24 protein-coding genes are annotated in these 25569 nt (G+C 57.4%); 5 read left to right on the forward strand and 19 right to left on the reverse strand.

Annotated features, from left to right (window positions below):
- Positions 1-16 precede the first annotated feature (16 nt).
- From J0G10_RS00900 to rpmH, 14 genes are all read right to left on the reverse strand, one after another.
- A complete protein-coding gene (locus tag J0G10_RS00900) occupies positions 17-553 on the reverse strand; it encodes a F0F1 ATP synthase subunit delta (protein WP_007911956.1) in 537 nt (178 codons plus the stop codon).
- A gap of 12 nt (positions 554-565) precedes the next feature.
- On the reverse strand, positions 566-1036 hold the full coding sequence (locus tag J0G10_RS00905; protein ID WP_003229781.1) for a F0F1 ATP synthase subunit B: 471 nt from the start codon (positions 1034-1036) through the stop codon (positions 566-568).
- A gap of 59 nt (positions 1037-1095) precedes the next feature.
- Positions 1096-1353 (reverse strand): F0F1 ATP synthase subunit C, encoded by a 258-nt coding sequence (atpE, locus tag J0G10_RS00910; RefSeq protein WP_003097235.1) that lies wholly within the window; start codon positions 1351-1353, stop codon positions 1096-1098.
- 133 nt (positions 1354-1486) lie between these two features.
- Positions 1487-2356: a F0F1 ATP synthase subunit A gene (gene atpB, locus J0G10_RS00915; RefSeq protein ID WP_007911917.1), complete on the reverse strand. Its 870-nt coding sequence runs from the start codon at positions 2354-2356 to the stop codon at positions 1487-1489.
- Between the two features lie 16 nt (positions 2357-2372).
- Positions 2373-2780: a F0F1 ATP synthase subunit I gene (locus J0G10_RS00920; protein ID WP_003229783.1), complete on the reverse strand. Its 408-nt coding sequence runs from the start codon at positions 2778-2780 to the stop codon at positions 2373-2375.
- Positions 2781-2928: 148 nt separating this feature from the next.
- Positions 2929-3801, reverse strand: a complete 873-nt coding sequence (locus J0G10_RS00925) for a ParB/RepB/Spo0J family partition protein (RefSeq protein WP_034152184.1) — start codon at positions 3799-3801, stop codon at positions 2929-2931.
- Positions 3802-3810: 9 nt separating this feature from the next.
- A complete protein-coding gene (locus tag J0G10_RS00930; protein ID WP_007911909.1) occupies positions 3811-4608 on the reverse strand; it encodes a ParA family protein in 798 nt (265 codons plus the stop codon).
- Positions 4609-4626: 18 nt separating this feature from the next.
- Entirely contained in the window at positions 4627-5271 is a 645-nt protein-coding gene (gene rsmG / locus J0G10_RS00935; protein ID WP_220557223.1) for a 16S rRNA (guanine(527)-N(7))-methyltransferase RsmG, read from the reverse strand.
- Positions 5268-7166 carry a tRNA uridine-5-carboxymethylaminomethyl(34) synthesis enzyme MnmG gene (mnmG, locus tag J0G10_RS00940; RefSeq protein ID WP_220557224.1) on the reverse strand — a complete coding sequence of 633 codons (1899 nt, stop codon included), beginning with the start codon at positions 7164-7166 and terminating at the stop codon, positions 5268-5270. The genes rsmG and mnmG overlap by 4 nt, the downstream gene beginning before the upstream one ends.
- Positions 7167-7718: 552 nt before the next feature.
- On the reverse strand, positions 7719-9089 hold the full coding sequence (gene mnmE, locus J0G10_RS00945) for a tRNA uridine-5-carboxymethylaminomethyl(34) synthesis GTPase MnmE (RefSeq protein ID WP_093429551.1): 1371 nt from the start codon (positions 9087-9089) through the stop codon (positions 7719-7721).
- An 81-nt stretch (positions 9090-9170) separates the two neighbouring features.
- Positions 9171-10853: a membrane protein insertase YidC gene (gene yidC / locus J0G10_RS00950; protein ID WP_095049582.1), complete on the reverse strand. Its 1683-nt coding sequence runs from the start codon at positions 10851-10853 to the stop codon at positions 9171-9173.
- Positions 10854-10855: 2 nt separating this feature from the next.
- Positions 10856-11101, reverse strand: a complete 246-nt coding sequence (gene yidD, locus J0G10_RS00955; protein WP_010465488.1) for a membrane protein insertion efficiency factor YidD — start codon at positions 11099-11101, stop codon at positions 10856-10858.
- A complete protein-coding gene (gene rnpA / locus J0G10_RS00960; RefSeq protein WP_016984072.1) occupies positions 11094-11495 on the reverse strand; it encodes a ribonuclease P protein component in 402 nt (133 codons plus the stop codon). The genes yidD and rnpA overlap by 8 nt, the downstream gene beginning before the upstream one ends.
- A gap of 16 nt (positions 11496-11511) precedes the next feature.
- A complete protein-coding gene (gene rpmH / locus J0G10_RS00965) occupies positions 11512-11646 on the reverse strand; it encodes a 50S ribosomal protein L34 (RefSeq protein ID WP_003213577.1) in 135 nt (44 codons plus the stop codon).
- A gap of 566 nt (positions 11647-12212) precedes the next feature.
- Here rpmH and dnaA point away from each other — a divergent pair.
- The 4 genes from dnaA to gyrB are packed head-to-tail and all read left to right on the forward strand — an operon-like array spanning position 12213 to position 18426.
- The gene (gene dnaA / locus J0G10_RS00970; RefSeq protein ID WP_095049581.1) at positions 12213-13742 is read left to right on the forward strand and encodes a chromosomal replication initiator protein DnaA; all 1530 of its coding nucleotides are present in this window, start codon (positions 12213-12215) and stop codon (positions 13740-13742) included.
- Positions 13743-13781: 39 nt separating this feature from the next.
- Positions 13782-14885: a DNA polymerase III subunit beta gene (gene dnaN / locus J0G10_RS00975; protein ID WP_007911887.1), complete on the forward strand. Its 1104-nt coding sequence runs from the start codon at positions 13782-13784 to the stop codon at positions 14883-14885.
- A 14-nt stretch (positions 14886-14899) separates the two neighbouring features.
- On the forward strand, positions 14900-16003 hold the full coding sequence (gene recF, locus J0G10_RS00980; protein ID WP_038359568.1) for a DNA replication/repair protein RecF: 1104 nt from the start codon (positions 14900-14902) through the stop codon (positions 16001-16003).
- Positions 16004-16008: 5 nt separating this feature from the next.
- Positions 16009-18426, forward strand: a complete 2418-nt coding sequence (gene gyrB / locus J0G10_RS00985) for a DNA topoisomerase (ATP-hydrolyzing) subunit B (protein ID WP_093429549.1) — start codon at positions 16009-16011, stop codon at positions 18424-18426.
- A gap of 134 nt (positions 18427-18560) precedes the next feature.
- Here the strand turns inward: gyrB and J0G10_RS00990 are convergent, their stop codons facing one another.
- On the reverse strand, positions 18561-19280 hold the full coding sequence (locus tag J0G10_RS00990; RefSeq protein WP_034152192.1) for a response regulator transcription factor: 720 nt from the start codon (positions 19278-19280) through the stop codon (positions 18561-18563).
- Positions 19281-19449: 169 nt separating this feature from the next.
- Here J0G10_RS00990 and J0G10_RS00995 point away from each other — a divergent pair, with 169 nt between their 5' ends.
- Positions 19450-20982 carry a sensor histidine kinase gene (locus J0G10_RS00995; protein ID WP_220557225.1) on the forward strand — a complete coding sequence of 511 codons (1533 nt, stop codon included), beginning with the start codon at positions 19450-19452 and terminating at the stop codon, positions 20980-20982.
- Positions 20983-21151: 169 nt separating this feature from the next.
- Here J0G10_RS00995 and J0G10_RS01000 read toward each other — a convergent pair whose 3' ends face one another.
- The 4 genes from J0G10_RS01000 to glyQ all read right to left on the reverse strand — a co-directional run bounded on the left by J0G10_RS01000 (position 21152) and on the right by glyQ (position 25563).
- Positions 21152-21931, reverse strand: coding sequence for a lysophospholipid acyltransferase family protein (locus J0G10_RS01000; protein ID WP_095049578.1), 780 nt, complete (start codon positions 21929-21931; stop codon positions 21152-21154).
- Between the two features lie 83 nt (positions 21932-22014).
- Complete coding sequence (gmhB, locus tag J0G10_RS01005; RefSeq protein ID WP_176471260.1) at positions 22015-22554, reverse strand: D-glycero-beta-D-manno-heptose 1,7-bisphosphate 7-phosphatase; 540 nt, start codon at positions 22552-22554, stop codon at positions 22015-22017.
- Between the two features lie 4 nt (positions 22555-22558).
- A complete protein-coding gene (glyS, locus tag J0G10_RS01010) occupies positions 22559-24613 on the reverse strand; it encodes a glycine--tRNA ligase subunit beta (protein WP_095049576.1) in 2055 nt (684 codons plus the stop codon).
- Positions 24610-25563 carry a glycine--tRNA ligase subunit alpha gene (gene glyQ, locus J0G10_RS01015; protein ID WP_003187265.1) on the reverse strand — a complete coding sequence of 318 codons (954 nt, stop codon included), beginning with the start codon at positions 25561-25563 and terminating at the stop codon, positions 24610-24612. Before glyQ ends, glyS begins: the two co-directional genes overlap by 4 nt.
- Positions 25564-25569: the final 6 nt, after the last annotated feature.

The raw sequence follows: 25569 nt of genomic DNA on the forward strand, positions 1-25569 counted from the left end.
TGCTGCCCCTTCAAACTCAAGATTTCAATGCTTCGGCAAGTTTCGCGATTTTGCCGCGAATCGAGCCATCGATAACCAGGTCGCCGGCGCGGATAACGACACCACCTATTAGGGCAGCATCCTCCGCAACTTGCAGGCGCACTTCCCGGTTGAGTCGTGCACTGAGAACCTTGGCGAGTTTGTCTTGCTGTTCTTGGTTCAATGCAAAAGCACTGGTCACTTCAACGTCTACCGACTTCTCTTGTTCGGCCTTGTACAGGTCGAAAAGAGCGGCAATCTCCGGCAGAAGCGGGAGACGGTCGTTTTCGGCAACGACATTGATGAAGTTCTGTGCCTTGGCATCAAACTTGTCGCCGCACACGTCAATAAACGTGGCGGCCTTTTCTGCGCTCGTCAGTCGCGGGGCCTTGAGCACGCGCTGCATGGTGTCGTCTTGCGACACCGCTGCAGCCAGGCCGAGCATGGCTGACCAATTGGCCAGTTGCTGGTGGGCCTGAGCGTGCTCGAAGGCCGCCTTAGCGTAAGGTCGGGCCAACGTGGTCAGTTCTGCCATGATCGCCCTCGCTTAGATTTCAGCAGCCAGTTGGTTAACCAGCTCTGCGTGCGCGTTTTGATCGATTGTGGCACCCAGGATCTTCTCGGCGCCGCCGACAGCCAGCAAGCCCACTTGGGCACGCAGCTTGTCTTTGACACTGTTCAGTTCCTGTTCGATCTCGGCTTGAGCCTGAACCTTCACACGGTCAGCGTCGACACGGGCCTTTTCAACGGCCTCTTCGACAATCTGGTTACCGCGTTTCTTGGCTTGCTCGATGATTTCAGCTGCCTGAGCTTTCGCTTCGCGCAGTTGCTGACCCGCTTTTTCTTGGGCCAACTCCAGGTCGCGAGCTGCACGGCTGGCAGCGTCCAGACCATCAGCGATCTTCTTTTGACGTTCGTGCAGAGCAGCGATGACCGGAGGCCATACATACTTCATGCAGAACAGTACAAAAATCAGGAACGCAACGGACTGGCCAATCAGGGTCGCATTAATGTTCACGCCAACACCTCGCAGTTACGTTGTCCATCACATCAAATTACTCGGAAGAATCCGGGTAATTAGCCAGCGATCTGACCAACGAACGGGTTCGCAAAGGTGAAGAACAGAGCGATACCAACACCGATCATGGTTACGGCGTCGAGCAGACCGGCAACGATGAACATTTTAACTTGCAGCATTGGAACCATTTCTGGCTGACGCGCTGCGCCTTCCAGGAACTTGCCGCCCAGCAGGCCGAAACCAATTGCGGTACCCAGTGCGCCCAGGCCGATCAACAGTGCAACAGCGATAGCGGTTAGACCAACTACAGTTTCCATCTTTCCTCCCGACTTTTACGTCGTATGGTTTAGGTTTTTTAGATTAAAGCGGTAAAACAAATCGTTTCAGGTGCCCTGTGAAGAGCCCCTTCCCGTTTGACCGGGAAGGACATCAGACTAGTCGAGACTGGCCTTAATGGTTTTCTTCGTGCGCCATCGACAGGTAGACGATGGTCAGCATCATGAAGATGAACGCCTGCAGCGTGATGATCAGGATGTGGAACACAGCCCACGCCCACTGCAGAACAACGCCCAGGCCGCTCAGCCAGAGCAGGCCGCTGCCGAACATCACAGCGATCAGAATGAACACCAGCTCGCCGGCATACATGTTGCCGAACAGACGCAGAGCCAGAGAGATCGGCTTGGCGATCAGAGTCACGAATTCCAGCAGGAAGTTCACCGGGATCAGCAGGGCTTGAACGAAGATGTTCTTGCTGCCGAACGGGTGCAGGGTCAGTTCGCCGATGAAGCCGCCGAAGCCCTTGACCTTGATGCTATAGAAAATGATCAGTGCGAAAACCGAGAACGCCATGCCCAGGGTCGCGTTCGGGTCGGTGGTCGACACGGCGCGGAACGGGATGTGGTGGTCACCGGAGATCAGGATGGCCAGCTGAGGAATCCAGTCGACCGGTACCAGGTCGACGGCGTTCATCAGGAACACCCAGACGAAGATGGTCAGTGCCAGCGGAGCAATCACCGGGCTACGGCCATGGAAGCTGTCTTTCACGCTGCCATCGACGAATTCGACCAATACTTCAACGAAGTTCTGCAAAGCACCCGGCTGACCCGAAGTCGCTTTCTTTGCCGCCATGCGGAAAAGAAGTACGAAGATCAGACCCAACGCGACCGACCAGCCGAGGGTATCGACGTGGAAAGCCCAGAAGCCCATTTCTTTGGCTTCTGCTGCGGTATGGGCAAAGCCCCAGCCGCCGTTAGGTAGCTGACCGAAGGTCAGGTTCTGCAAGTGGTGCTGGATATAGCCCGAAGCGGTTGTTTCTGCCATGGTTGCCTCAAACGCCCTAAGGTCTCGAAAGTCTTGTTCTCATCAGCAGGGGAGCGAACCAGCTGACCGACTGAGTCAGCACGAACGCGCCGAATACAGCTATCGGCGCCAGTGGCTTCACACCTGCAAACACCAGTGCAAAGAGCACTGCCGTCAAAATCAGTTTGCCTGCCTCGCCGGCATAAAATGACCGGACGATGGACTGGGCTGCTCGGGCGCCGGAAAACCGAAATGCCTTGTGAGCGAAATAAACATTGGGCAGCAAGGCTATCAGGCCTCCGCAAAGTCCCGAGTATCCGGCAACGACTCCGTGCCATTGCCAGAGCGCCAAAGCGGCAATGAGCAAAATGACAAATTGAGCCATTAACACCGGAAAAACCGCCAGGCGATGGAACGGCAGGCGGTTTGGCTTGCGGGTTTCCATCACGTTTGCTCTCCAATGGTCGGCTGCCAGAATTCAATAACTTGGCATAATTTGTGCCGACAAAATGCGCGCAGAGTATAGGGGCGGTTCTGCCCCTATTCAACTGTCAGGTAGTGATTTCCGACTGCGCGCTACATGAGGAAATGTTTCAGCGGATGTGTGCGAGCACACCTTGAAGCTCATCGAGGGAGTTGTAACCGATCACCAACTGGCCCTTTCCCTTCTTCCCATGGCGAATCTGCACCGCAGAGCCTAGGCGCTCGGCCAGACGCTGTTCGAGGCGGGCGATATCCGGGTCGGGTTTGGTCGCTTCCACAGGCTCCGGTTTGCCACTCAACCACTGGCGAACCAGTGCCTCAGTTTGGCGCACAGTGAGACCGCGTGCGACAACATGTCGCGCCCCTTCCACCTGTTGATTGTCCGGCAGACCGAGCAATGCACGGGCATGACCCATTTCCAGGTCGCCATGGGACAGCATGGTCTTGATGACTTCCGGCAGCGCAATAAGCCGCAACAGGTTAGCCACAGTGACGCGGGACTTACCCACAGCTTCGGCGACCTGTTGCTGAGTGAGCTGGAACTCCTGCTGCAAACGCTGCAGGGCCACCGCTTCTTCGATCGGATTGAGGTCTTCGCGCTGGATGTTCTCGATCAGCGCAATAGCGATTGCGGTTTCATCCGGCACATCGCGGACCATCGCCGGGATGGTTTCCTGCCCGGCTTGCTGACTCGCGCGCCAGCGACGTTCACCAGCGATGATCTCGAAGCGGCCACCGCCAATCGGGCGCACCACGATCGGCTGCATCACGCCTTGCGCCTTGATCGACGCTGCCAGTTCTTCCAGCGCCTGCGGATCCATGTCGCGGCGCGGCTGGTATTTACCGCGCTGCAGCAGATCCAGCGGCAGATGTTGCAACTCACGGGTGTCAGCCTGCGCGGCTTGTTCTTCCAGCGCGCTGACGGTCGGACCACTCAGCAGTGCATCCAGTCCACGTCCGAGACCTCGTTTCTTGACGGCCATGGGGATTCCTTAAGTTGCCTGAGCGGCGGCGATGCGTGAATTTTTGCGCTGACGGCGAACCATCTCGCCGGCCAGGGCCAGATAAGCCAGGGCGCCACGCGATTGTTTGTCGTAGGCCAGCGCCGGCATGCCGTAGCTCGGCGCTTCGGCCAGACGGATGTTGCGCGGGATCACCGTGTCGTAGAGCTGCTCGCCGAAGTGTTCCTTGAGCTGCGCCGAAACGTCATTCATCAGGCTCAGGCGCGGGTCATACATGGTCCGCAGTAACCCTTCGACTTTCAGGTTCGGATTCAGCAGTTCGGCGATGCGCTTGATGTTATCCACAAGGTCGCTCAAGCCTTCGAGCGCAAAGTACTCACACTGCATGGGGATAATGACCCCATCAGCGGCGACCAGTGCGTTCAGCGTAAGCATCGACAGCGACGGCGGGCAGTCGATCAGAATGTAATCGTAGTTTTCGCGGATCGGCGCCAGCGCGCTGCGCAGACGGCTTTCCTTCATCTGCATTTCCAGCAGCACCACTTCGGCCGCGGTCAGGTCGCGGTTGGCCGGCAGCAGTTGGTAACCGCCATGTTCGGAATAGTGCATGGCCTGGGCCAGATCGCATTCGCCGATCAGCAGGTCGTAGACCGAATTTTCCAGGCCGTGTTTATCCACACCGCTACCCATGGTGGCGTTGCCCTGTGGATCGAGATCGATCAACAGCACCCGGCGCTTGGTCGCGACCAGCGATGCTGCGAGGTTGATGCAGGTGGTGGTCTTGCCCACACCACCCTTTTGGTTCGCTATCGCGAATACCTTAGCCATTCTTGCTTGTGTTCCCAATCATGCCGTGCGGCGCAGTATCAGCAGATGGCGTTGGCCTTGGCAACCGGGTACGGCCAGGGCGTGTTCGCTATCGAGTTTGAAGTCTGCCGGCAATGCTACCAGCTCATCGGCCGGATGAACGCCCTTCATTGCCAGCCAACGTGTATCGGCGTCGCCTAAGTGGCGAGTCCAGTTGGTGAAGTTTTCCATGCTGCTGAACGCCCGGGAAATGATCCCATTGAACGGTTGAGCAGGATGGAAGGCTTCGACACGACTGTGGATAACTTGCAGGTTATCCAGTTTGAGTTCGAGTTTGACCTGAGTCAGAAAGCGGGTTTTCTTGCCGTTGCTGTCCAGACAGGTCACTTGCGAGTCCGGATACAGGATCGCCAACGGGATCCCCGGCATGCCGCCGCCACTGCCGACGTCGAGCCAGCGACCGTTTTCGATGAACGACATCACGCTCAGACTATCGAGCAAGTGTCGCGAAACCATTTCGTCCGGATCGCGCACCGCAGTCAGGTTGTAGGCCTGGTTCCATTTGATCAACAGGGCCAGATAACCCAGCAGCAATTCGAGCTGGGTTTCAGTGAGATGGACACCGAGCTCGCGGGCTCCTGTGGATAACTCTTCGGCGTGTTGCGAAGTGACCTTAGAACTCAAGCGCTTTGCTCCAACTGACGGCCCGCGCCGCGTTTTTTCAAATGAATCATCAACAGCGAAATCGCTGCCGGGGTCACACCCGGGATCCGCGAAGCCTGACCCAGCGTCTCTGGACGCGTGGCACCGAGCTTGCTCTGGATCTCCTTGGAGAGACCGGAAATGTTGGTGTAATCGATATCCACAGGCAATTTCGTGTCTTCACTGGCGCGCAGACGGGCGATTTCGTCCTGTTGACGGTCGATGTAACCGGCGTACTTGGTTTTGATTTCAACCTGCTCGGCGACCTGAGGATCTTCGGCGCCGTTGCCGGTCACTTCGACCAGACCAGCGTAGTCGATTTCCGGACGGCTCAAGAGGTTGAGCAAGTTGTATTCGTGGGTCAGCGGCGTGCCGAATTTTTCCGCGATCGCATCGCCCTGATGCGTATTCGGGCGAACCCAAGTGCTTTTCAGGCGCTGTTCTTCGAGTTCGATGCTTTCGCGTTTCTTGCAGAAGGCTGCCCAACGTGCGTCATCGACCAAACCGAGCTCGCGACCTTTTTCGGTCAAACGCAGGTCGGCGTTGTCCTCGCGCAGGATCAGCCGGTATTCGGCACGGGAAGTGAACATGCGGTACGGCTCTTGGGTACCGAGGGTGATCAGGTCGTCGACCAACACACCGATGTACGCTTCATCGCGACGCGGACACCAGGCTTCTTTGCCCTTGGCGCGCAGTGCGGCGTTGGCCCCGGCCAGCAAACCTTGGGCGCCAGCTTCTTCGTAACCTGTGGTGCCGTTGATTTGCCCGGCGAAGAACAGACCGCCGATGACTTTGGTCTCGAGGCTGTACTTCAGGTCACGCGGATCGAAGTAGTCGTACTCGATCGCATAACCCGGACGCACGATGTGCGCGTTTTCCATGCCGCGAATCGATTGCACGATCTGCAATTGCACGTCGAACGGCAGGCTTGTGGATATTCCGTTCGGGTACAGCTCATGGGTGGTCAAACCTTCCGGTTCGATAAACACCTGATGGCTTTCCTTGTCGGCAAAGCGGTGGATCTTGTCTTCGATCGACGGGCAGTAGCGCGGGCCAATGCCTTCGATCTCACCGGCAGCGGAATACATCGGCGAACGATCGAGGTTCGCGGCAATGATTTCGTGGGTGCGGGCGTTCGTGTGAGTAATCCAGCAGCTGACCTGACGTGGATGCTGTTCTTTGTTGCCCATGAACGACATCACCGGGATCGGCGTATCGCCTGGTTGCTCGGTCATTACCGAGAAATCCACAGACTTACCGTCGATACGCGGCGGTGTGCCGGTTTTCAGGCGACCGACACGCAGCGGTAGTTCACGCAGACGGTGAGCCAGTGCGATGGACGGCGGATCACCGGCGCGACCGCCGGAAAAATTCTGCAAACCGATGTGGATAAGTCCGCCGAGGAACGTACCGGTGGTCAACACCACTGAATCGGCGAGAAAACGCAGACCCATTTGCGTGACAACACCACGGACTTGTTCCTGCTCGACGATCAGGTCGTCAGCAGCTTGTTGAAATATCCACAGGTTCGGCTGGTTTTCCAGAATTTCGCGGACAGCGGCTTTGTACAGAATCCGGTCAGCTTGCGCACGGGTCGCCCGAACGGCGGGGCCTTTGCGGCTGTTCAACACGCGAAACTGGATGCCACCGAAATCGGTAGCGGTGGCCATCGCGCCGCCGAGGGCATCGATTTCCTTGACCAGATGGCTTTTGCCAATGCCACCGATGGCCGGGTTGCAACTCATGGCACCGAGGGTTTCCACGTTATGCGTCAGCAACAGGGTTTTTGCCCCCATACGTGCTGAGGCCAGTGCTGCCTCGGTACCGGCATGACCGCCGCCGATGACGATCACTTCAAAACGGGAAGGGAAATCCACCACGCACCTCGTGCCTGCTTAAGTAGGTAATTCAGGAATAGTTTGAGATCAGGTTTCTGAACCTGGTCGACAAGTATAGGGACTTCGCCCTTCCTAAAGAACCCTTTGCACAAAATTTAACCAGCTGTGGAGAACTCGAGGTTAAAAGAATAAAAAAGAGAGAAATTTATAAAACCTTTGTTTTTATGTTTATTTCTACTGAGGCTACTTTCTGTGGATAGATTTATACAGGCCTTTATATTCAATGTGTACAGAGATTCAAAACCCTGTGACCATGTGCCAATGAGGGCCTTGGATAACCGGTTTAAGCCTGTGGATTAAAGGCGTGGTTATCCACAGAGGGGGTTATATCCAGTTTTCAGGCCCTGTTATCAACTGCCCTTAGTGGCAGTTATTCACAGGGCTTAATCCACAGAAATACGGTGAATGAAGAAATAACAGGCGCGAGAAGTCCGCTCAGGGAGACGAAATCTGCCCGGCACTGGAGAAAGGTTTGAGAAAGAGGAGGCGCAGACAGGTCGCGAATGGACCTGTCTGTGGAAAGCGGAGGGGTTATTTACCGATACAGAAGCTGGAAAAGATCCGTCCCAGCAGATCATCAGAGCTGAATGCCCCGGTGATTTCCCCTAGAGAGTGCTGAGCCTGACGCAGGTCTTCGGCCAGCAACTCGCCCGCACCCGCCAGAGTCAGTTGTGCACGACCGTGTTCAAGGGCTGCACTGGCATGGCGCAACGCTTCCAGATGGCGACGACGAGCACTGAAGCTGCTTTCCGAAGTCTGCTCGTAGCCCATACAGGCCTTGAGGTGATCACGCAGGAGTTCCAGACCATCACCTGCAGATTTGGCGCTCAGGCTGATCGTCACGTGGCTATCTTCACTGACTTCCAGGGAAATGGATTCACCAGTCAGGTCTGCTTTGTTACGAATCAACGTAACCTTGGCCGGATCCGGGCGGGTTTCGAGGAATTCAGGCCACAAGGCAAACGGATCCAGTGCTTCCGGAGCGGTTGCATCGACCACCAGCAGGACGCGATCCGCTTCGCCGATGGCTTTCAGTGCGCGTTCAACGCCAATCTTTTCCACCTGGTCTTCGGTATCACGCAAACCTGCGGTATCCACAACGTGCAACGGCATACCGTCGATGTGGATATGTTCACGCAAAATATCGCGGGTGGTGCCGGCAATCTCGGTGACGATCGCCGCTTCCCGACCGGCTAACGCATTCAACAGGCTGGACTTGCCGGCATTCGGACGACCGGCAATCACCACGGTCATGCCATCGCGCAACAACGCGCCCTGTCCGGCTTCACGCAGTACTGTGGATAATTCATCACGGACCTTGTCCAGCATGCTCAGCACGTGGCCATCGGCAAGAAAGTCGATTTCCTCTTCCGGGAAGTCGATGGCGGCTTCGACGTAGATGCGCAGACCTATCAGTTGTTCGGTCAAGTTATGCACACGCTGGGAAAACGCGCCTTGCAAAGAACGCAGGGCATTGCGCGCCGCCTGTGCAGAACTCGCCTCGATCAAATCGGCAATCGCCTCGGCTTGGGCCAGGTCGAGTTTGTCATTGAGGAACGCGCGTTCGCTGAACTCCCCCGGACGCGCCAGACGGCAGCCCAGTTCCAGGCAGCGTTTGAGCAGCATGTCCAGAACGATCGGCCCACCGTGGCCCTGCAATTCCAGAACGTCTTCGCCGGTGAACGAGTTTGGCCCCGGGAAATATAGCGCCAGACCTTCATCGAGCACTTGCTGGTCATCACTGAAAAATGGCCCGTAATGGGCGTAACGCGGTTTCAGTTCGCGGCCGCTTATAGCTTTGGCTGCAACGCTGGCCAGCGGCCCGGAAATACGAACAATGCCCACACCGCCGCGACCCTGAGCGGTGGCGACGGCGGCGATGGTTTCACGAGGTGTGCTCATAAACCGGAATCCAGACAAAAGTGGCAGATAGCAAAACGCCCCACTAGGGGGCGTTTTGAGTGGTGTTATCCACAGTGCAAGTTACGCCTCGGCTTTTTTCGTCGCCGCTTCGATCTTACGCGTGATGTACCACTGTTGTGCAATCGACAGGCAGTTGTTCACAACCCAGTACAGCACCAGACCAGCTGGGAACCACAGGAAGAAGAAGGTGAAGATGATTGGCATCATTTTCATGACCTTCGCCTGCATCGGATCCGGCGGAGTCGGGTTCAGCTGCTGCTGGATGAACATGGTTGCGCCCATGATGATCGGCAGAATGAAGAACGGATCCTTGATCGACAGGTCAGTGATCCACAGCATGAACGGCGCCTGGCGCATTTCCACGCTTTCCAGCAGCACCCAGTACAGCGAAAGGAAAACCGGCATCTGTACGAGGATCGGCAAGCAGCCGCCCAGCGGGTTGATCTTCTCTTTCTTGTACAGTTCCATCATGGCTTGCGACATTTTCTGCCGGTCATCGCCATGTTGCTCTTTCAGAGCAGCCAGTTTCGGTGCAACGGCACGCATACGCGCCATCGATTTGTAGCTGGCAGCCGACAGAGGGAAGAAAATACCCTTGATCAGCATGGTCAGGAAGATGATCGACCAGCCCCAGTTACCGACAATGGCGTGGATATGTTGCAGCAGCCAGAAGATTGGCTGGGCAATGAACCACAGAATGCCGTAGTCGACGGTCAGTTCCAGACCTGGGGACAACTCTTTCAATACAGCCTGGCTTTTCGGACCGGCGTACAGCACAGCGCTGGTTTCAACTTTGGCACCCGGTGCAGCGGTCAATGTAGGACCGGTGTAACCGATGATGTAGTTGCCTTTGCTGTCTTTACGGGTCTGGACGATGTTGTTTTCGCCCTTGGCCGGAATCCACGCGGTCACGAAGTAGTGTTGCAGCCAGGCTACCCAGCCACCGGTGACGGTTTCTTTCAACTGCGCCTTGTCCATGTCTTTCATGGACACTTTCTTGTACGGCTCCGAACTTGTCCACAGGGCGGCGCCCAGGTAAGTCGCGGTGCCAGTAGCAGTAGTGGACGAAGGATCAGCGCTGTTGTCGCGTTTCAACTGAGCAAACATTGCGCCGTTCCAGGGCTGAGCGCTCTGGTTATCCACAATGTAGGAAACGGCTACGTCATACAGGCCGCGTTTCAGGGTGAAACGCTTGATGTAATTGACGCCGTCCTTGCTGAACTTCAGGTCGACGACCAGTTGGTCCTGACCGTCAGCCAGTTGATAAGTCTTCTTCTCCGAAGAGTAGACCGGACGACCGGCCGGATTTGCATCCGGGCCATTGGTGCCGATCAGACCGCTTTGGGCCAGATAAACACGTTCGCCGCCGTTATCGAACAGCTGGAACGGTACATCAGGACGATCCTGACGACGTGGATACAAAGGCAAGGTCAGTTGAGCAACATCACCACCTTGTGGATCGATCGCGAGATCGAGCACGTCGGTTTTGATCTGGATCAGATCCTTGCTGGCGGCTACCGGAGTTTCGGCAGGTGCACTGGTATCGCTAGCGGCGCGCGGAATATCGTCACTGGCGGCAGCATTATTGCCAGTGGCGGTGTCCGGCAAACCGGATGTAGTCGTACTGGAAGCAACATTCTGAGTCGGCAGGGCAGCCTGGCCATAGTCCTGGTTCCATTTAAGAACCATAACGTAGGACACGATTGCCAGGGCGACGATCAGGATCGTGCGTTTGATATCCATGATTACTCGGCCATCGAAGAAGAACGGGAGGTAGGGATAGGTGGAACCGGGTCATAACCACCGGGATTCCACGGATGACAGCGACCTAAACGACGAAAGGTCAGCCAGCCACCGCGCAGAAGGCCATGATTTTCGATGGCTTCATACGCGTAGCAGGAACAACTGGGGTAGAAACGACAGTGGCTGGCCATCAAAGGACTAATGGCATAGCGATAAAACTGGATCGGAACGAGGGCCAGTTTACGCATCGGTACTGTCTACCCCTACAGTTTCGGTTTTGACTTCTGGAACTGGCTTGCTGCGTGCCAGACGCTTCCAGAGCTTGCCGAAATGCTGAATCAATTCGGGGTTTTCTACATCGCCCAGACCTTTGCGCGCGACGATAACGATATCCCAGCCGACCAGTGAATCCTGGTGCAGACGAAATGATTCGCGCATCAAACGTTTGAGGCGATTGCGCTCAACGGAGAGCTTTACGCTCTTTTTCCCGATAACCAGCCCGAGACGGGGGTGATCAAGATCGTTGTTGCGTGCAAGGAGCAGGAGATTTTTCCCCGGAACCTTGCCGGTAGGGGAGTCAAAGACTGCCTTGAAATGCCGGGGAGTAAGCAGACGCTTTTCCCGACTGAAGTCCTGACTCACCTCCAGTACCGGATTATCAAACTGCCAGACGCGCACGACCTTTGGCGCGGCGACGCGACAGGACAGCACGGCCGTTCTTGGTAGCCATGCGAGCACGGAAACCGTGGGTACGGGCGCGTTTGATAGTGCTTGGTTGGAAAGTACGTTTCATGTCGTGTTACCTGGTTCGTCCACAACGGGCCGGAATGGCCCCCGTTTTAAGAGACCGGGGATTCTAGAGAAAGCAAGCCTTCAGGTCAATTTCCAACCAGCGTTTCCTTATAAATAGATCTCTAGGTGTTCTTTGCCTGATCACCTGCTTGCCATACATAAAAATAAAGAAGGGAATTATTTAAAGCTTTTCTGTAAAGCTTGTAAAAGCTAGGCACACCTTCTTCTGTGGATAAGTAGCATTAGGCCTTGTCTGACGTGATGTACAGAGAATGACAACTACAGTGGAAAACCGTGTTCAGCCTGTGCTGAGCTGTCGGATAACCTGTGTGTGGAATGGCCTGTTATCCACAGGCAAGTTATCCACCGAGTTCAACCCCCAGTTGTCCAGTGCCCTTAGAGGCGGTTATCCACAGAGCTTATTCACACACCGTTGGTCGCCTTTTTCCGATTTAACGCATTGATAAATCATGGTCACCGGGCAACCTGCATGTGGATAAGTGGACGGCTCGCCGCTACAATGGCCGCTTGTTTTTGCCTCACCGGCTTTCAACTTAGGGGATATCCGTGTCAGTGGAACTTTGGCAGCAGTGCGTGGAGCTTTTGCGCGAGGAGCTGCCTGCCCAACAATTCAACACCTGGATCCGTCCACTACAGGTCGAAGCCGAAGGCGACGAGTTGCGCGTCTACGCACCGAACCGTTTTGTGCTGGACTGGGTCAACGAAAAGTACCTGGGCCGCGTCCTTGAACTGCTGGATGAGCATGGCAACGGCATGGCGCCGGCGCTTTCCTTATTAATAGGCAGCAAACGCAGTTCCGCTCCGCGTGCCGCACCGAATGCGCCGCTTGCAGCCGCGCAGGTTTCCCAGCAGGCCCAGGCAAATGCCACGCCTGTGAGTACGCAGGCACCGACGCAGACGCCCGCACCGACGGCCAAGCGCTCGACGCAGAAAAGCCCTGAAGTCAGCGATGAACCGTCTCGCGACAGTTTCGATCCGATGTCCGGTGCCGCTTCGCAGCAAGCCCCGGTTCGCGCCGAACAGCGCACCGTGCAGGTCGAAGGTGCGCTCAAGCACACCAGCTACCTGAACCGCACCTTCACCTTCGAAAACTTCGTCGAAGGTAAATCCAACCAGCTCGCCCGCGCGGCGGCCTGGCAAGTGGCGGACAACCCCAAGCACGGTTACAACCCGCTGTTCCTTTATGGTGGCGTCGGCCTGGGTAAAACCCACTTGATGCACGCGGTGGGTAACCACCTATTAAAGAAGAACCCGAATGCCAAGGTTGTGTACCTGCATTCCGAGCGCTTCGTGGCCGATATGGTCAAGGCGCTGCAACTGAACGCGATCAACGAGTTCAAGCGTTTCTACCGTTCGGTGGATGCTTTGCTGATCGACGACATTCAGTTCTTCGCCCGCAAAGAGCGCTCGCAGGAAGAGTTTTTCCACACCTTCAACGCCCTGCTTGAAGGTGGCCAGCAAGTCATTCTCACCAGTGACCGCTACCCGAAAGAAATCGAAGGCCTTGAAGAACGCCTCAAATCCCGCTTCGGCTGGGGCCTGACGGTTGCCGTCGAGCCGCCGGAACTGGAAACCCGCGTGGCGATCTTGATGAAGAAGGCCGACCAGGCCAAAGTCGAGTTACCGCATGACGCCGCGTTCTTCATTGCCCAGCGCATTCGCTCCAACGTCCGTGAGCTGGAAGGTGCGCTGAAACGCGTGATCGCCCACTCGCACTTCATGGGCCGCGACATCACCATCGAGCTGATTCGCGAATCCCTGAAAGACTTGTTGGCGTTGCAGGACAAACTGGTCTCTGTGGATAACATTCAGCGCACCGTCGCCGAGTACTACAAGATCAAGATCTCGGATCTGCTGTCCAAGCGCCGTTCGCGCTCGGTGGCTCGTCCGCGTCAGGTCGCCATGGCCTTGTCCAAGGAACTGACCAACCACAGCCTGCCGGAAATCGGCGATGTGTTCGGCGGCCGCGACCACACCACGGTGTTGCACGCCTGCCGCAAGATCAACGAACTTAAGGAATCCGACGCGGACATCCGCGAGGACTACAAGAACCTGCTGCGTACACTGACCACTTGATGAACACCAGCGCAGCTTATTAAGGCAAGGGACTAGACCATGCATTTCACCATTCAACGCGAAGCCCTGTTGAAACCCCTGCAACTGGTCGCAGGCGTCGTCGAGCGCCGACAGACCTTGCCGGTACTCTCCAACGTGCTGCTGGTTGTCGAAGGCCAGCAACTGTCGTTGACCGGTACCGACCTCGAGGTCGAGCTGGTCGGTCGTGTGCAACTTGAAGAGCCGGCTGAGACAGGTTCCATCACCGTGCCTGCGCGCAAGCTGATGGATATCTGCAAAAGCCTGCCCAACGACGCGCTGATCGACATCAAGGTCGACGAGCAGAAGCTGGTGGTGAAGGCAGGCCGCAGCCGCTTCACCCTGTCGACTCTGCCGGCCAACGATTTCCCGACCGTTGAAGAAGGTCCGGGCTCGCTGACTTGCAGTCTTGAACAAAGCAAACTGCGTCGCCTGATCGAACGCACCAGCTTCGCCATGGCCCAGCAGGACGTGCGTTATTACCTCAACGGCATGCTGCTGGAAGTGTCCGAAGGCATCATCCGCGCTGTGGCCACCGACGGTCACCGTCTGGCCATGTGCTCGATGAAGGCCGATATCGGCCAGCCGGATCGCCATCAGGTGATCGTGCCGCGCAAAGGTATTCTGGAACTGGCGCGTCTGCTCACCGAGCCGGACGGCAATGTCAGCATCGTGCTGGGTCAACATCACATCCGCGCCACCACCGGCGAATTCACCTTCACCTCGAAACTGGTTGACGGCAAGTTCCCGGACTATGAGCGCGTTCTGCCAAAGGGCGGCGACAAGCTGGTGTTGGGCGATCGCCAGGCCTTGCGTGAAGCGTTCAGCCGTACCGCGATTCTGTCCAACGAGAAGTACCGTGGTATCCGTCTGCAACTGGCCAGCGGTCAGTTGAAGATCCAGGCCAACAACCCGGAGCAGGAAGAAGCGGAAGAAGAAGTGGGCGTTGAATACAACGGCGGCTCCCTGGAAATCGGCTTCAACGTGAGCTATTTGCTCGACGTGCTGGGCGTGATGACCACCGAGCAGGTTCGTCTGATCCTGTCCGACTCCAACAGCAGTGCACTGGTGCAAGAGTCCGACAACGACGATTCGGCTTACGTTGTCATGCCGATGCGTCTGTAATCAGCTGACCCTGGATGTCCTTAAGTCGTGTTTCGGTCACCGCGGTGCGCAATCTGCACCCGGTGACCTTCTCCCCCTCCCCCCGCATCAACATTCTTTACGGCGCCAACGGCAGCGGCAAAACCAGTGTTCTGGAAGCCATTCATCTGCTGGGGCTTGCCCGTTCGTTTCGTAGCACGCGGCTGTTACCGGTCATTCAGTACGAGCAACTCGCCTGCACCGTGTTCGGTCAGGTCGAATTGGCTGAGGGTGGGCACAGTGCGTTGGGGATCTCGCGCGATCGTCAGGGCGAGTTCCAGATCCGCATCGACGGCCAGAACGCCCGCAGTGCTGCGCAACTGGCGGAGATCCTGCCGCTGCAGTTGATCAACCCCGACAGCTTCCGCTTGCTTGAAGGTGCGCCGAAGATTCGTCGACAGTTTCTCGACTGGGGCGTGTTCCACGTCGAGCCGCGCTTTATGGCCACCTGGCAGCGGTTGCAGAAGGCCCTGCGCCAGAGAAACTCTTGGCTGCGACATGGTACACTTGACGCCGTTTCGCAAGCGGTTTGGGACAGGGAACTGTGCCAGGCCAGCGCTGAAATCGATGAATACCGCCGCGCCTACATCAAAGCCTTGAAACCAGTCTTTGAACAAACCTTGAGCGAACTGGTTGAGCTTGAAGGTTTGACGCTCAGCTATTACCGAGGCTGGGACAAAGACCGGGAATTGAGCGCCGTACTGGCTGGATCCGTGCAACGGGATCAGCAAATGGGTCATACCCAGGCCGGACCGCAACGGGCTGATTTGCGTCTTAGATTGGGCGCTCACAACGCCGCGGACATCTTGTCCCGGGGTCAGCAGAAGTTAGTGGTCTGTGCACTACGGATTGCCCAAGGGCATTTGGTCAGCCAGGCCCGTCGTGGTCAGTGTATTTATCTGGTGGATGACTTGCCGTCCGAGCTGGACGAGGGCCACCGTCGCGCGCTGTGCCGCTTGCTGGAAGACTTACGCTGCCAGGTATTTATCACCTGTGTAGATCACGAATTATTGAGGGAAGGCTGGCAGACGGAAACGCCAGTCGCTCTGTTCCACGTGGAACAGGGCCGTATCACCCAGACCCACGACCATCGGGAGTGAAGGCATTGAGCGAAGAAAATACGTACGACTCAACGAGCATTAAAGTGCTGAAAGGCCTGGATGCCGTACGCAAACGTCCCGGTATGTACATTGGTGACACCGACGATGGCAGCGGTCTGCACCACATGGTGTTCGAGGTGGTCGACAACTCGATCGACGAAGCCCTCGCCGGCCACTGCGATGACATCAGCATCATTATCCACCCGGATGAGTCCATCACCGTTAAAGACAACGGCCGTGGCATCCCGGTAGACGTGCACAAAGAGGAAGGTGTTTCCGCCGCCGAGGTCATCATGACCGTCCTCCACGCTGGCGGTAAGTTCGACGACAACTCCTACAAAGTATCCGGCGGTCTGCACGGTGTAGGTGTGTCGGTAGTGAACGCACTGTCCGAGGAGCTGGTACTGACTGTTCGCCGCAGCGGCAAGATCTGGGAACAGACCTACGTCCACGGCGTACCTCAGGCTCCGATGGCCATCGTTGGCGACAGCGAAACCACCGGTACCCAGATCCACTTCAAGGCTTCCAGCGAAACCTTCAAGAACATTCACTTCAGCTGGGACATCCTGGCCAAGCGCATTCGTGAACTGTCCTTCCTCAACTCCGGTGTCGGCATCGTCCTCAAGGATGAGCGCAGCGGCAAGGAAGAGCTGTTCAAGTACGAAGGCGGCCTGCGTGCGTTCGTTGAATACCTGAACACCAACAAGACTGCGGTCAACCAGGTGTTCCACTTCAACATCCAGCGTGAAGACGGTATCGGCGTGGAAATCGCCCTGCAGTGGAACGACAGCTTCAATGAGAACCTGTTGTGCTTCACCAACAACATTCCGCAGCGCGACGGCGGTACCCACCTGGTGGGCTTCCGTTCCGCTCTGACGCGTAACCTGAACAACTACATCGAGCAGGAAGGTCTGGCGAAGAAGCACAAAGTCGCCACCACCGGCGACGATGCCCGTGAAGGCCTGACCGCGATCATCTCGGTAAAAGTGCCGGATCCGAAGTTCAGCTCGCAGACCAAAGACAAACTGGTGTCTTCCGAAGTGAAGACTGCGGTCGAGCAGGAGATGGGCAAGTACTTCTCCGACTTCCTCCTGGAAAACCCGAACGAAGCCAAGCTGGTCGTCGGCAAGATGATCGACGCCGCCCGTGCCCGCGAAGCGGCGCGCAAGGCCCGTGAGATGACCCGCCGCAAAGGCGCGCTGGACATCGCCGGCTTGCCGGGCAAGCTCGCTGATTGCCAGGAAAAAGACCCGGCGCTGTCCGAACTGTATCTCGTGGAAGGTGACTCCGCGGGCGGCTCTGCCAAGCAGGGACGTAACCGCAAGACCCAGGCGATCCTGCCGTTGAAGGGCAAGATCCTCAACGTCGAGAAAGCGCGTTTCGACAAGATGATCTCTTCCCAGGAAGTGGGCACCTTGATCACCGCACTGGGCTGCGGCATCGGTCGCGACGAATACAACATCGACAAGCTGCGTTATCACAACATCATCATCATGACCGATGCTGACGTCGACGGTTCGCACATCCGTACCCTGCTGCTGACCTTCTTCTTCCGTCAGTTGCCGGAGCTGATCGAGCGCGGCTACATCTACATCGCCCAGCCGCCGCTGTACAAGGTCAAGAAAGGCAAGCAAGAGCAATACATCAAAGACGACGACGCCATGGAAGAGTACATGACGCAGTCGGCTCTGGAAGATGCGAGCCTGCACCTGAACGAAGAAGCCCCGGGCATTTCCGGTGAAGCACTCGAGCGTCTGGTAAACGACTTCCGCATGGTGATGAAGACCCTCAAGCGTCTGTCGCGCCTGTACCCGCAGGAACTGACCGAGCACTTCATTTACCTGCCGGCCGTGAGCCTGGAAATGCTTGGCGACCACGCCAAGATGCAGGACTGGCTGGCCCAGTACGAAGTCCGTCTGCGCACCGTCGAGAAGTCCGGTCTGGTCTATAAGGCCAGCCTGCGTGAAGACCGTGAACGTGGTGTGTGGCTGCCGGAGGTCGAACTGATCTCCCACGGCCTGTCGAACTACGTCACCTTCAACCGCGACTTTTTCGGCAGCAACGACTACAAAACCGTCGTCACCCTTGGCGCTCAACTGAGCACCCTGCTCGACGACGGCGCGTACATCCAGCGTGGCGAGCGCAAGAAGGCAGTCACCGAGTTCAAGGAAGCCCTGGACTGGCTGATGGCGGAAAGCACCAAGCGCCACACCATTCAGCGATACAAAGGTCTGGGCGAAATGAACCCGGATCAGCTGTGGGAAACCACCATGGACCCAAGCGTGCGCCGCATGCTGAAAGTCACCATCGAAGACGCCATTGGTGCAGACCAGATCTTCAACACCCTGATGGGTGATGCGGTCGAACCTCGCCGTGACTTCATCGAGAGCAATGCGCTGGCGGTTTCGAACCTGGATTTCTGATCCCGGTTTGCGTCAAACAAAAGGCCAACGCATTGCGTTGGCCTTTTTATTGGCAGATCAAAAGATCGCAGCCTGCGGCAGCTCCTACAGAGATAGGTGTAGGAGCTGCCGTAGGCTGCGATCTTTTGCTCTTTTTACTCGGATGCTGCAGACACACTCTCCAACCGATACCCATACCCATAAATCGTCAGCAACTGCCACCCTCGATCCGCCGTCAGCCCGAGCTTGTTCCGCAACCGGTAGATATGAGTATCCAACGGTCGCGATGATGCCATCTCCTCATGCGGCCAAAACCGCTCATAGAGATAATCCCGCGACAACGGCCGGCCCAGATTGCTGAACAGACACCGCGCCAGCCGATATTCACGCTCGGTCATGACGATCGGCTTTCCCTCCCGGGTAACAGTCAGTTCGGCGTCATCGAAGGTCAGGTCGTTGAAGCTCAGCACTTCCGTCGCCGCCGCACGTTGCTGGCTATGCCGACGCAACACCGCAGCCACACGCGCTTTCAGTTCATTCGGCCGGAATGGCTTGCTCACGTAATCATCAGCCCCGGCATTCAACGCCTGGACGATATCGCTTTCGCCATCGCGGCTGGTCAGCATGATCGCCGCCGGTGGCGCTTCCATGTGTTCGCGGGTCCAGCGCAGCAGGGCCAGGCCGGTGAGGTCGGGCAGTTGCCAGTCGAGGATCAGCAGGTCGAAGGTTTCCCGGCGTAGCTGTCGCAACAGGTCTTCGCCACGCTCGAAGCTGTGCAGTGACCACGGCTGTTCGCCGGCATCGGCCATTTGCTGCAGGGTTTGCTCGACCCGGCGCAGTTCGGCGGGTTCGTCGTCCAATATCGCAACGCGCATACGCGGTGGTTCCTTGTTGCTTGGGCAGTTGGGCGTCAACCATAGTCGCTTGGTCATCACCTTGAAAGTAAGCGGCCCGCCGTTGGTCGACGTCCGCTATGATTCTTCGAGTCTACGTCTCAGACCTGTGACCTATGAAAGCATTCATCCTGCCCTGCCCTTTTTCCCCATGAATAATCAGCGCCGGCGCGAAAGCCGTGAGCCAAGTCAGGTGCAGCGACTGTTTCGACAGTTGGTGCGTGAATGGTCGTGGATAAGTCTAGTGCTGTTGCCGCTGACTGCGCTGCTGTCTTATCGCGCGCAGATCAACCTGCACGATGCGCATCCGGCGATGGGCGCATTATTGTCGGTCGTTTGGGTGGCAGGCAGTCTAGGGCTGCTGTTATGGCGCCCGCGCTGGGCGCTTTGGGTCACGTTGATCGGCATGGCGTGCGCACTGCTGGCCAGTACGGGTCTGGCAGAAATGCGCCATTGGTGGTCGCCGACGCCGGCAGTGCTGGGCATGTTGTTCGGTTATCTGATCTGGAACTGGCGGCGCCTGAGTGTGGTGCTGACCTATTTCGGTTGGGAACTGGCGCGGCTGGACAGTGAACCGAAGGTGTTCCCCGAGCGCCGTCGTTCGCAATTTACTGGCGCCGATCGCTTGCAGGGCCAGATCATGGCGCTTGAACAGGCCATGAGCCGTACCCGCGATACGCGGCGGTTCATCGCCGATGGCCTGGAATACCTGCCCGTCGCCACGCTGATCAGCGATCCCAAAGGGCAGATCCTGCTGGGTAATCGCAAAGCTCGTCAGCTCTTCGATAACAATCTGGTAGGTGACGACGTTCTCGATCAACTGGCTCGACTCGGTTATCCGGAGTTGTCCACAGAGCAACGGCCGCCACTGTCGGCCATGCCGCTGCTGGAGTTTCGCGATTACAAGGAACGCAGCTTGCGGCTGGAGCGTGCGGCTTTACTGCCGGTGGATGGAGACACGCCGATCGGTTGGCTGCTCAGCCTCACGGACCTTAGCGCCGAACGTGCCGCCGAGGAGCAACGCAGCGTGTTACTGCGGTTTCTGTCCCACGACCTGCGCGCACCCCATTCGGCGATTCTTGCGCTGCTGGACGTTCACCGCCATCAGGCCGGGGCGGATTCACCGTTGTTCGAGCAAATCGAACGCCAGGTACGTCGCGCTCTGGACCTGACCGATGGATTTGTTCTGTTGGCGAGGGCCGAATCCGAGGCTTATCAGTTTCAACCGACGCTGTTCGCGATGCTGGTGCTGGACGTGCTGGATCAAGCGTTGCCCATCGCCCAGCAGAAACGTATCGAGCTGCTGCATGACATGGATGAAGAGTCGCAGGAACGTCTGATCAATGCTGATCAGGGCTTGCTGACCCGCGCGCTGTTCAACCTCCTGGAGAACGCGATCAAGTACAGCCCGGCAGATACCACTATCACCCTGCGCGTCAGTTGCCGTGAGGAATGGTTGCACTGTGAATTGATCGATCAAGGCAAGGGCATCGCCGCTGATGAATTGCCCGACCTGTTCAGTCAATACCGACGTTTTTCTTCCGCACAGGGCATCGACGGCGTGGGCCTCGGCTTATCGATGGTCAAAGCGGTAGTCGATCATCACGGCGGCAAAATTGAATGCCGCAGCGTGGTTGATCAAGGCACCACCTTCCTGCTTGAGTTACCGCTGATCCCCGAATGATCAGGCACAAAAAAAACCGGCTATATCAGCCGGTTTTTTTACTTCCGAAAAAAACTTATGCACCTTTTACGGTGTTTTATGAGCTTGAGAAATATATAAGTAAATCAATAACTTAATTTCAATATTCAGGCTTTTTCAACAAAACCGTACACAGGTTATCCACAAAATCTCAGACAGCGATCTGATCATTTGCAGCCGGTGCCTGCGGAGCAGGTGGCAGTGAGCCCATTTCCCGTTGAGTCTTCTCGTTCCACGCTTGTACGCGGTCGTTCAGATGAGCAATGGCGCGAGGCCCTGTGCCTTCGGCATACATCGGCTCACCGATGACCACGGTGATCACCCCAGACTTCTTGCCCCAGCCGATTTTCGGCCAGAACTTGCCGGCATTGTGTGCAATCGGCAGTACCGGAAGCGCCGCATTCACCGCCAAAGCGCTGCCACTGCGGGAGAACTTGCCGACAGTGCCGTAAGGAACGCGTGTACCTTCAGGGAAGATCAGCACCCAAACGTTGTCCTTGAGCAGTTCATCACCCTTCGCTGCGACTTGTTTCAGCGCGGCTTTCGGGTTGTCGCGGTCAATCGCGATCGGCCGCAGCATGGCCATGGCCCAGCCAAAGAACGGTACATAAAGCAGTTCGCGCTTGAGCACCTGGCTCAACGGCGAAAAATAAGCGGAGAGAAAGAACGTCTCCCAAGTGCTCTGGTGGTTCGACTGAATCACGCAGGGCCGATCAGGTACGTTTTCCGCGCCTTTGATTTCGTAACGGATACCGAGGAACACCTTGGTCAACCACAAGGCACAGCGGCACCAGTACACGTTGATAAAACGATAGCGCGCCTTGAACGGCAAAAATGGCGCGATAAAGAAACTCAAGCTGCACCACAGCAGGGAGGTGGTGCCCAGCAGCAGGTAAAAGAGAAAAATCCTGATGGCCCGCAGTATCGACATAGTGACGTTTACCGTTACGGGGCAATGCCCGAATGTTCAAGCGCACTCCCGATCAATCCCTGGTCAGGAACTTCAGAAGTACTCTAGTTGTGGATAAGTTCTGCGGCAATCGCCGCCAGATCGTCAAAAATCAGAGTGCCAACCGGCAGGGTTTTGCCCTGAGTCTTTGCGCCTTTTCCGGTCTTTACCAAAACTGGCTGTGAATCGACGGCTTTGGCGGCCTCCAGGTCACCAAGGCTGTCGCCGACGAACCAGACATTGTTCAGTTCGACGTCGTAATGCGCGGCGATGGTTTTCAACATCCCCGGTTTCGGCTTGCGGCAATCGCAGCCTTCGTCCGGCCCATGCGGGCAATACACGATCAGCCCGACTTCACCGCCCTGCTCCGCCACGAGCGTACGCAGTCGCGCGTGCATGGCATCGAGGGTGGCGAGGTCGTAGTAGCCGCGAGCAATGCCCGACTGGTTGGTGGCGACCGCCACCGTCCAGCCGGCCTTGCTCAACTGCGCAATCGCTTCGATCGAGCCGGGCAGCGGAATCCACTCCTCTACCGACTTGATGTAAGCGTCGGAGTCGTAATTGATCACTCCGTCCCGATCGAGAATCAGCAGTTTCAACAGCAATCCCTCAACCCAGCAGCGAAATGTCGGCAACACCGAGGAACAGACCACGCAGACGCGCCAGCAGCGCGTAACGGTTGGCCCGCACATTGGCGTCGTCGGCATTGACCATCACCGCGTCGAAGAACGCATCGACGGGCTCACGCAATGCCGCCAAGCGTGCCAGCGATTCGTTGTACTGACGCGCTGCCGCCATTGGCTGCACCGCTTGATCCGCTTGCTGGATCGCCGAGTACAGCGAGAACTCGTTGGCGTTGTCGAAGTACTTGGCTTGCACCTCGGTCGGTACCGCGCCTTCGAGTTTGCTCAACAGGTTCGACACACGCTTGTTCACCGCCGCCAGCGCTGCTGCTTCCGGCAGTTTGCGGAAGGCTTGCACTGCTTGCACACGCTGGTCGAAGTCCAGCGCCGAACCCGGCTTCAGGGCACGCACCGACAGGTAAGTGGCAACATCGACGCCTTCGTCTTCGTAACGTGCACGCAGACGATCGAAGATGAACTCCAGCACGGCTTCGTTGAGGCCGGCAGCCTTGACCTTGGCGCCGAACGCAGTCACGGCGAAAGCCACGGCGTCGTTCAGGTCCAGATCGAGTTTTTTCTCGATCAGGATGCGCAGCACACCGAGGGCCGCACGGCGCAGGGCATACGGGTCTTTGCTGCCGGTTGGCAGCATGCCAATACCGAAGATACCGACCAGGGTGTCGAGCTTGTCAGCGATCGCGACGGCTGCACCGGTCAGGGTGGCTGGCAGTTCCGCACCGGCACCGCGTGGCATGTACTGCTCGTTGAGCGCCAGCGCGACGTCTTCCGGCTCGCCGTCATTCAGTGCGTAGTAGTAACCGGCGACACCTTGCATCTCCGGGAACTCGCCGACCATTTCAGTCGCCAGGTCGCACTTCGACAGCAGGCCTGCACGGGCAGCCCACGAGGCGTTGCCACCGATGCGTGCGGCGATGTACGCAGCCAGTTTGGAAACGCGCTCGGCCTTGTCGTAGACGCTGCCGAGTTTTTCCTGGAACACCACGTTCTTCAGGCGATCATTGAAGGCTTCGAGTTTCTGCTTCTTGTCTTGCTTGAAGAAGAACTCGGCGTCGGTCAGGCGTGGACGAACCACTTTCTCGTTACCGGCGATGATCTGTTGCGGGTCTTTGCTTTCGATGTTGGCCACAGTAATGAAACGTGGCAGCAACTTGCCGTCGGCATCCAGCAGGCAGAAGTACTTCTGGTTGTCCTGCATGGTGGTGATCAGCGCTTCTTGCGGCACGTCGAGGAAACGTTCCTCGAACGAGCACACCAGCGGCACCGGCCATTCAACCAGCGCGGTCACTTCGTCGAGCAGCGCCGGCGGAACGATTGCCGTTCCTTCCTGACGGGTGGCCAGCTCTTCGGTGCGCTTGCTGATGATCTCGCGACGCTCATTGGCATCGGCCAATACATAAGCGGCACGCAGGTCGGCGAGGTAGCTCGACGGCGAACCGATGCGCACGCTTTGCGGGTGATGGAAGCGGTGACCACGGGAATCACGGCCAGCCTTCTGCGCGAGGATGGTGCAGTCGATGACCTGGTCACCGAGCAGCATCACCAGCCATTGGGTCGGACGCACGAACTCTTCCTTGCGCGCACCCCAACGCATGCGTTTCGGGATTGGCAAATCGTTCAGCGAATCTTCGACGATGGTCGGCAGCAGGCTCGCGGTCGGCTTGCCGGCGATGCTCTGGCTGTAACGCAGTTTCGGGCCGCTCTGGTCGATTTCGCTCAGATCGACGCCGCACTTCTTGGCGAAGCCCAGTGCTGCTTGCGTTGGATTGCCGTCAGCGTCGAACGCCGCCTGACGTGGTGGGCCGTCGAGGTTGATGCTGCGATCCGGCTGTTGAGTGGCCAGTGCAGTGATCAGCACGGCCAAACGACGCGGTGCGGCGTAGACGGTTTTAGTCTCGTAGCTCAGGCCAGCGGCTTGCAGGCCTTTGTCGATACCGGCGAGGAACGCTTCAGCCAGGGTGTTCAGGGCTTTCGGTGGCAGTTCTTCGGTGCCCAGTTCAACCAGAAAATCTTGCGCACTCATTGTGCAGCCTCCAGCTTGGCCAGTACTTCGTCACGCAGGTCCGGGGTCGCCATCGGGAAGCCCAGCTTGGCGCGCGCCAGCAGGTAGGCTTGCGCAACGGAACGCGCCAGGGTGCGTACGCGCAGAATGTATTGCTGACGCGCGGTCACCGAGATCGCCCGGCGCGCATCCAGCAGGTTGAAGGTGTGCGACGCCTTCAGCACCATTTCGTAGCTCGGCAACGGCAGCGGCTGGTCGAGTTCGATCAGGCGCTTGGCTTCGCTTTCATAGAAGTCGAACAGTTCGAACAGTTTGTCGACGTTGGCGTGTTCGAAGTTGTAAGTGGACTGCTCCACTTCGTTCTGGTGGAACACGTCGCCGTAGGTCACTTTGCCGAACGGGCCGTCAGCCCAGACCAGGTCGTAGACCGAATCCACGCCTTGCAGGTACATGGCCAAACGCTCGAGACCGTAAGTGATCTCGCCGGTCACCGGGTAGCACTCGATGCCGCCCGCCTGCTGGAAGTAAGTGAACTGGGTCACTTCCATGCCGTTGAGCCAGACTTCCCAGCCCAGACCCCAGGCGCCGAGAGTCGGCGATTCCCAGTTGTCTTCGACGAAGCGAATGTCGTGGACCAGCGGGTCCAGGCCAACATGCTTGAGCGAGCCCAGATACAGTTCCTGGAAATTGTCCGGGTTCGGTTTCAGGACGACCTGGAACTGATAGTAGTGCTGCAGACGGTTCGGGTTTTCGCCGTAACGGCCGTCAGTCGGACGGCGGCTTGGCTGTACGTAGGCGGCGTTCCAGGTTTCCGGGCCGATGGCGCGGAGGAAGGTCGCGGTGTGGAAAGTGCCGGCGCCTACTTCCATATCGTAGGGCTGAAGTACCACGCAACCTTGCTCGGCCCAGTATTGCTGGAGCGCGAGGATCAAGTCTTGGAAGGTACGCACGGCTGGCGTAGGCTGGCTCACGAAATT

The organism is Pseudomonas germanica, from assembly GCF_019614655.1.
GTDB classification, from domain to species: Bacteria; Pseudomonadota; Gammaproteobacteria; order Pseudomonadales; family Pseudomonadaceae; genus Aquipseudomonas; species Aquipseudomonas neuropathica.

Coding starts and splice junctions, on each gene's coding strand:
- J0G10_RS00900 (WP_007911956.1), bottom strand. CDS start 553: ATGGCAGAACTGACCACGTTGGCCCGACCTTACGCTAAGGCGGCCTTC.
- atpE (WP_003097235.1), bottom strand. CDS start 1,353: ATGGAAACTGTAGTTGGTCTAACCGCTATCGCTGTTGCACTGTTGATC.
- atpB (WP_007911917.1), bottom strand. CDS start 2,356: ATGGCAGAAACAACCGCTTCGGGCTATATCCAGCACCACTTGCAGAAC.
- J0G10_RS00920 (WP_003229783.1), bottom strand. CDS start 2,780: ATGGAAACCCGCAAGCCAAACCGCCTGCCGTTCCATCGCCTGGCGGTT.
- J0G10_RS00925 (WP_034152184.1), bottom strand. CDS start 3,801: ATGGCCGTCAAGAAACGAGGTCTCGGACGTGGACTGGATGCACTGCTG.
- J0G10_RS00930 (WP_007911909.1), bottom strand. CDS start 4,608: ATGGCTAAGGTATTCGCGATAGCGAACCAAAAGGGTGGTGTGGGCAAG.
- mnmE (WP_093429551.1), bottom strand. CDS start 9,089: ATGAGCACACCTCGTGAAACCATCGCCGCCGTCGCCACCGCTCAGGGT.
- yidC (WP_095049582.1), bottom strand. CDS start 10,853: ATGGATATCAAACGCACGATCCTGATCGTCGCCCTGGCAATCGTGTCC.
- yidD (WP_010465488.1), bottom strand. CDS start 11,101: ATGCGTAAACTGGCCCTCGTTCCGATCCAGTTTTATCGCTATGCCATT.
- rpmH (WP_003213577.1), bottom strand. CDS start 11,646: ATGAAACGTACTTTCCAACCAAGCACTATCAAACGCGCCCGTACCCAC.
- dnaN (WP_007911887.1), top strand. CDS start 13,782: ATGCATTTCACCATTCAACGCGAAGCCCTGTTGAAACCCCTGCAACTG.
- recF (WP_038359568.1), top strand. CDS start 14,900: ATGTCCTTAAGTCGTGTTTCGGTCACCGCGGTGCGCAATCTGCACCCG.
- J0G10_RS00990 (WP_034152192.1), bottom strand. CDS start 19,280: ATGCGCGTTGCGATATTGGACGACGAACCCGCCGAACTGCGCCGGGTC.
- J0G10_RS00995 (WP_220557225.1), top strand. CDS start 19,450: ATGAATAATCAGCGCCGGCGCGAAAGCCGTGAGCCAAGTCAGGTGCAG.
- J0G10_RS01000 (WP_095049578.1), bottom strand. CDS start 21,931: ATGTCGATACTGCGGGCCATCAGGATTTTTCTCTTTTACCTGCTGCTG.
- glyS (WP_095049576.1), bottom strand. CDS start 24,613: ATGAGTGCGCAAGATTTTCTGGTTGAACTGGGCACCGAAGAACTGCCA.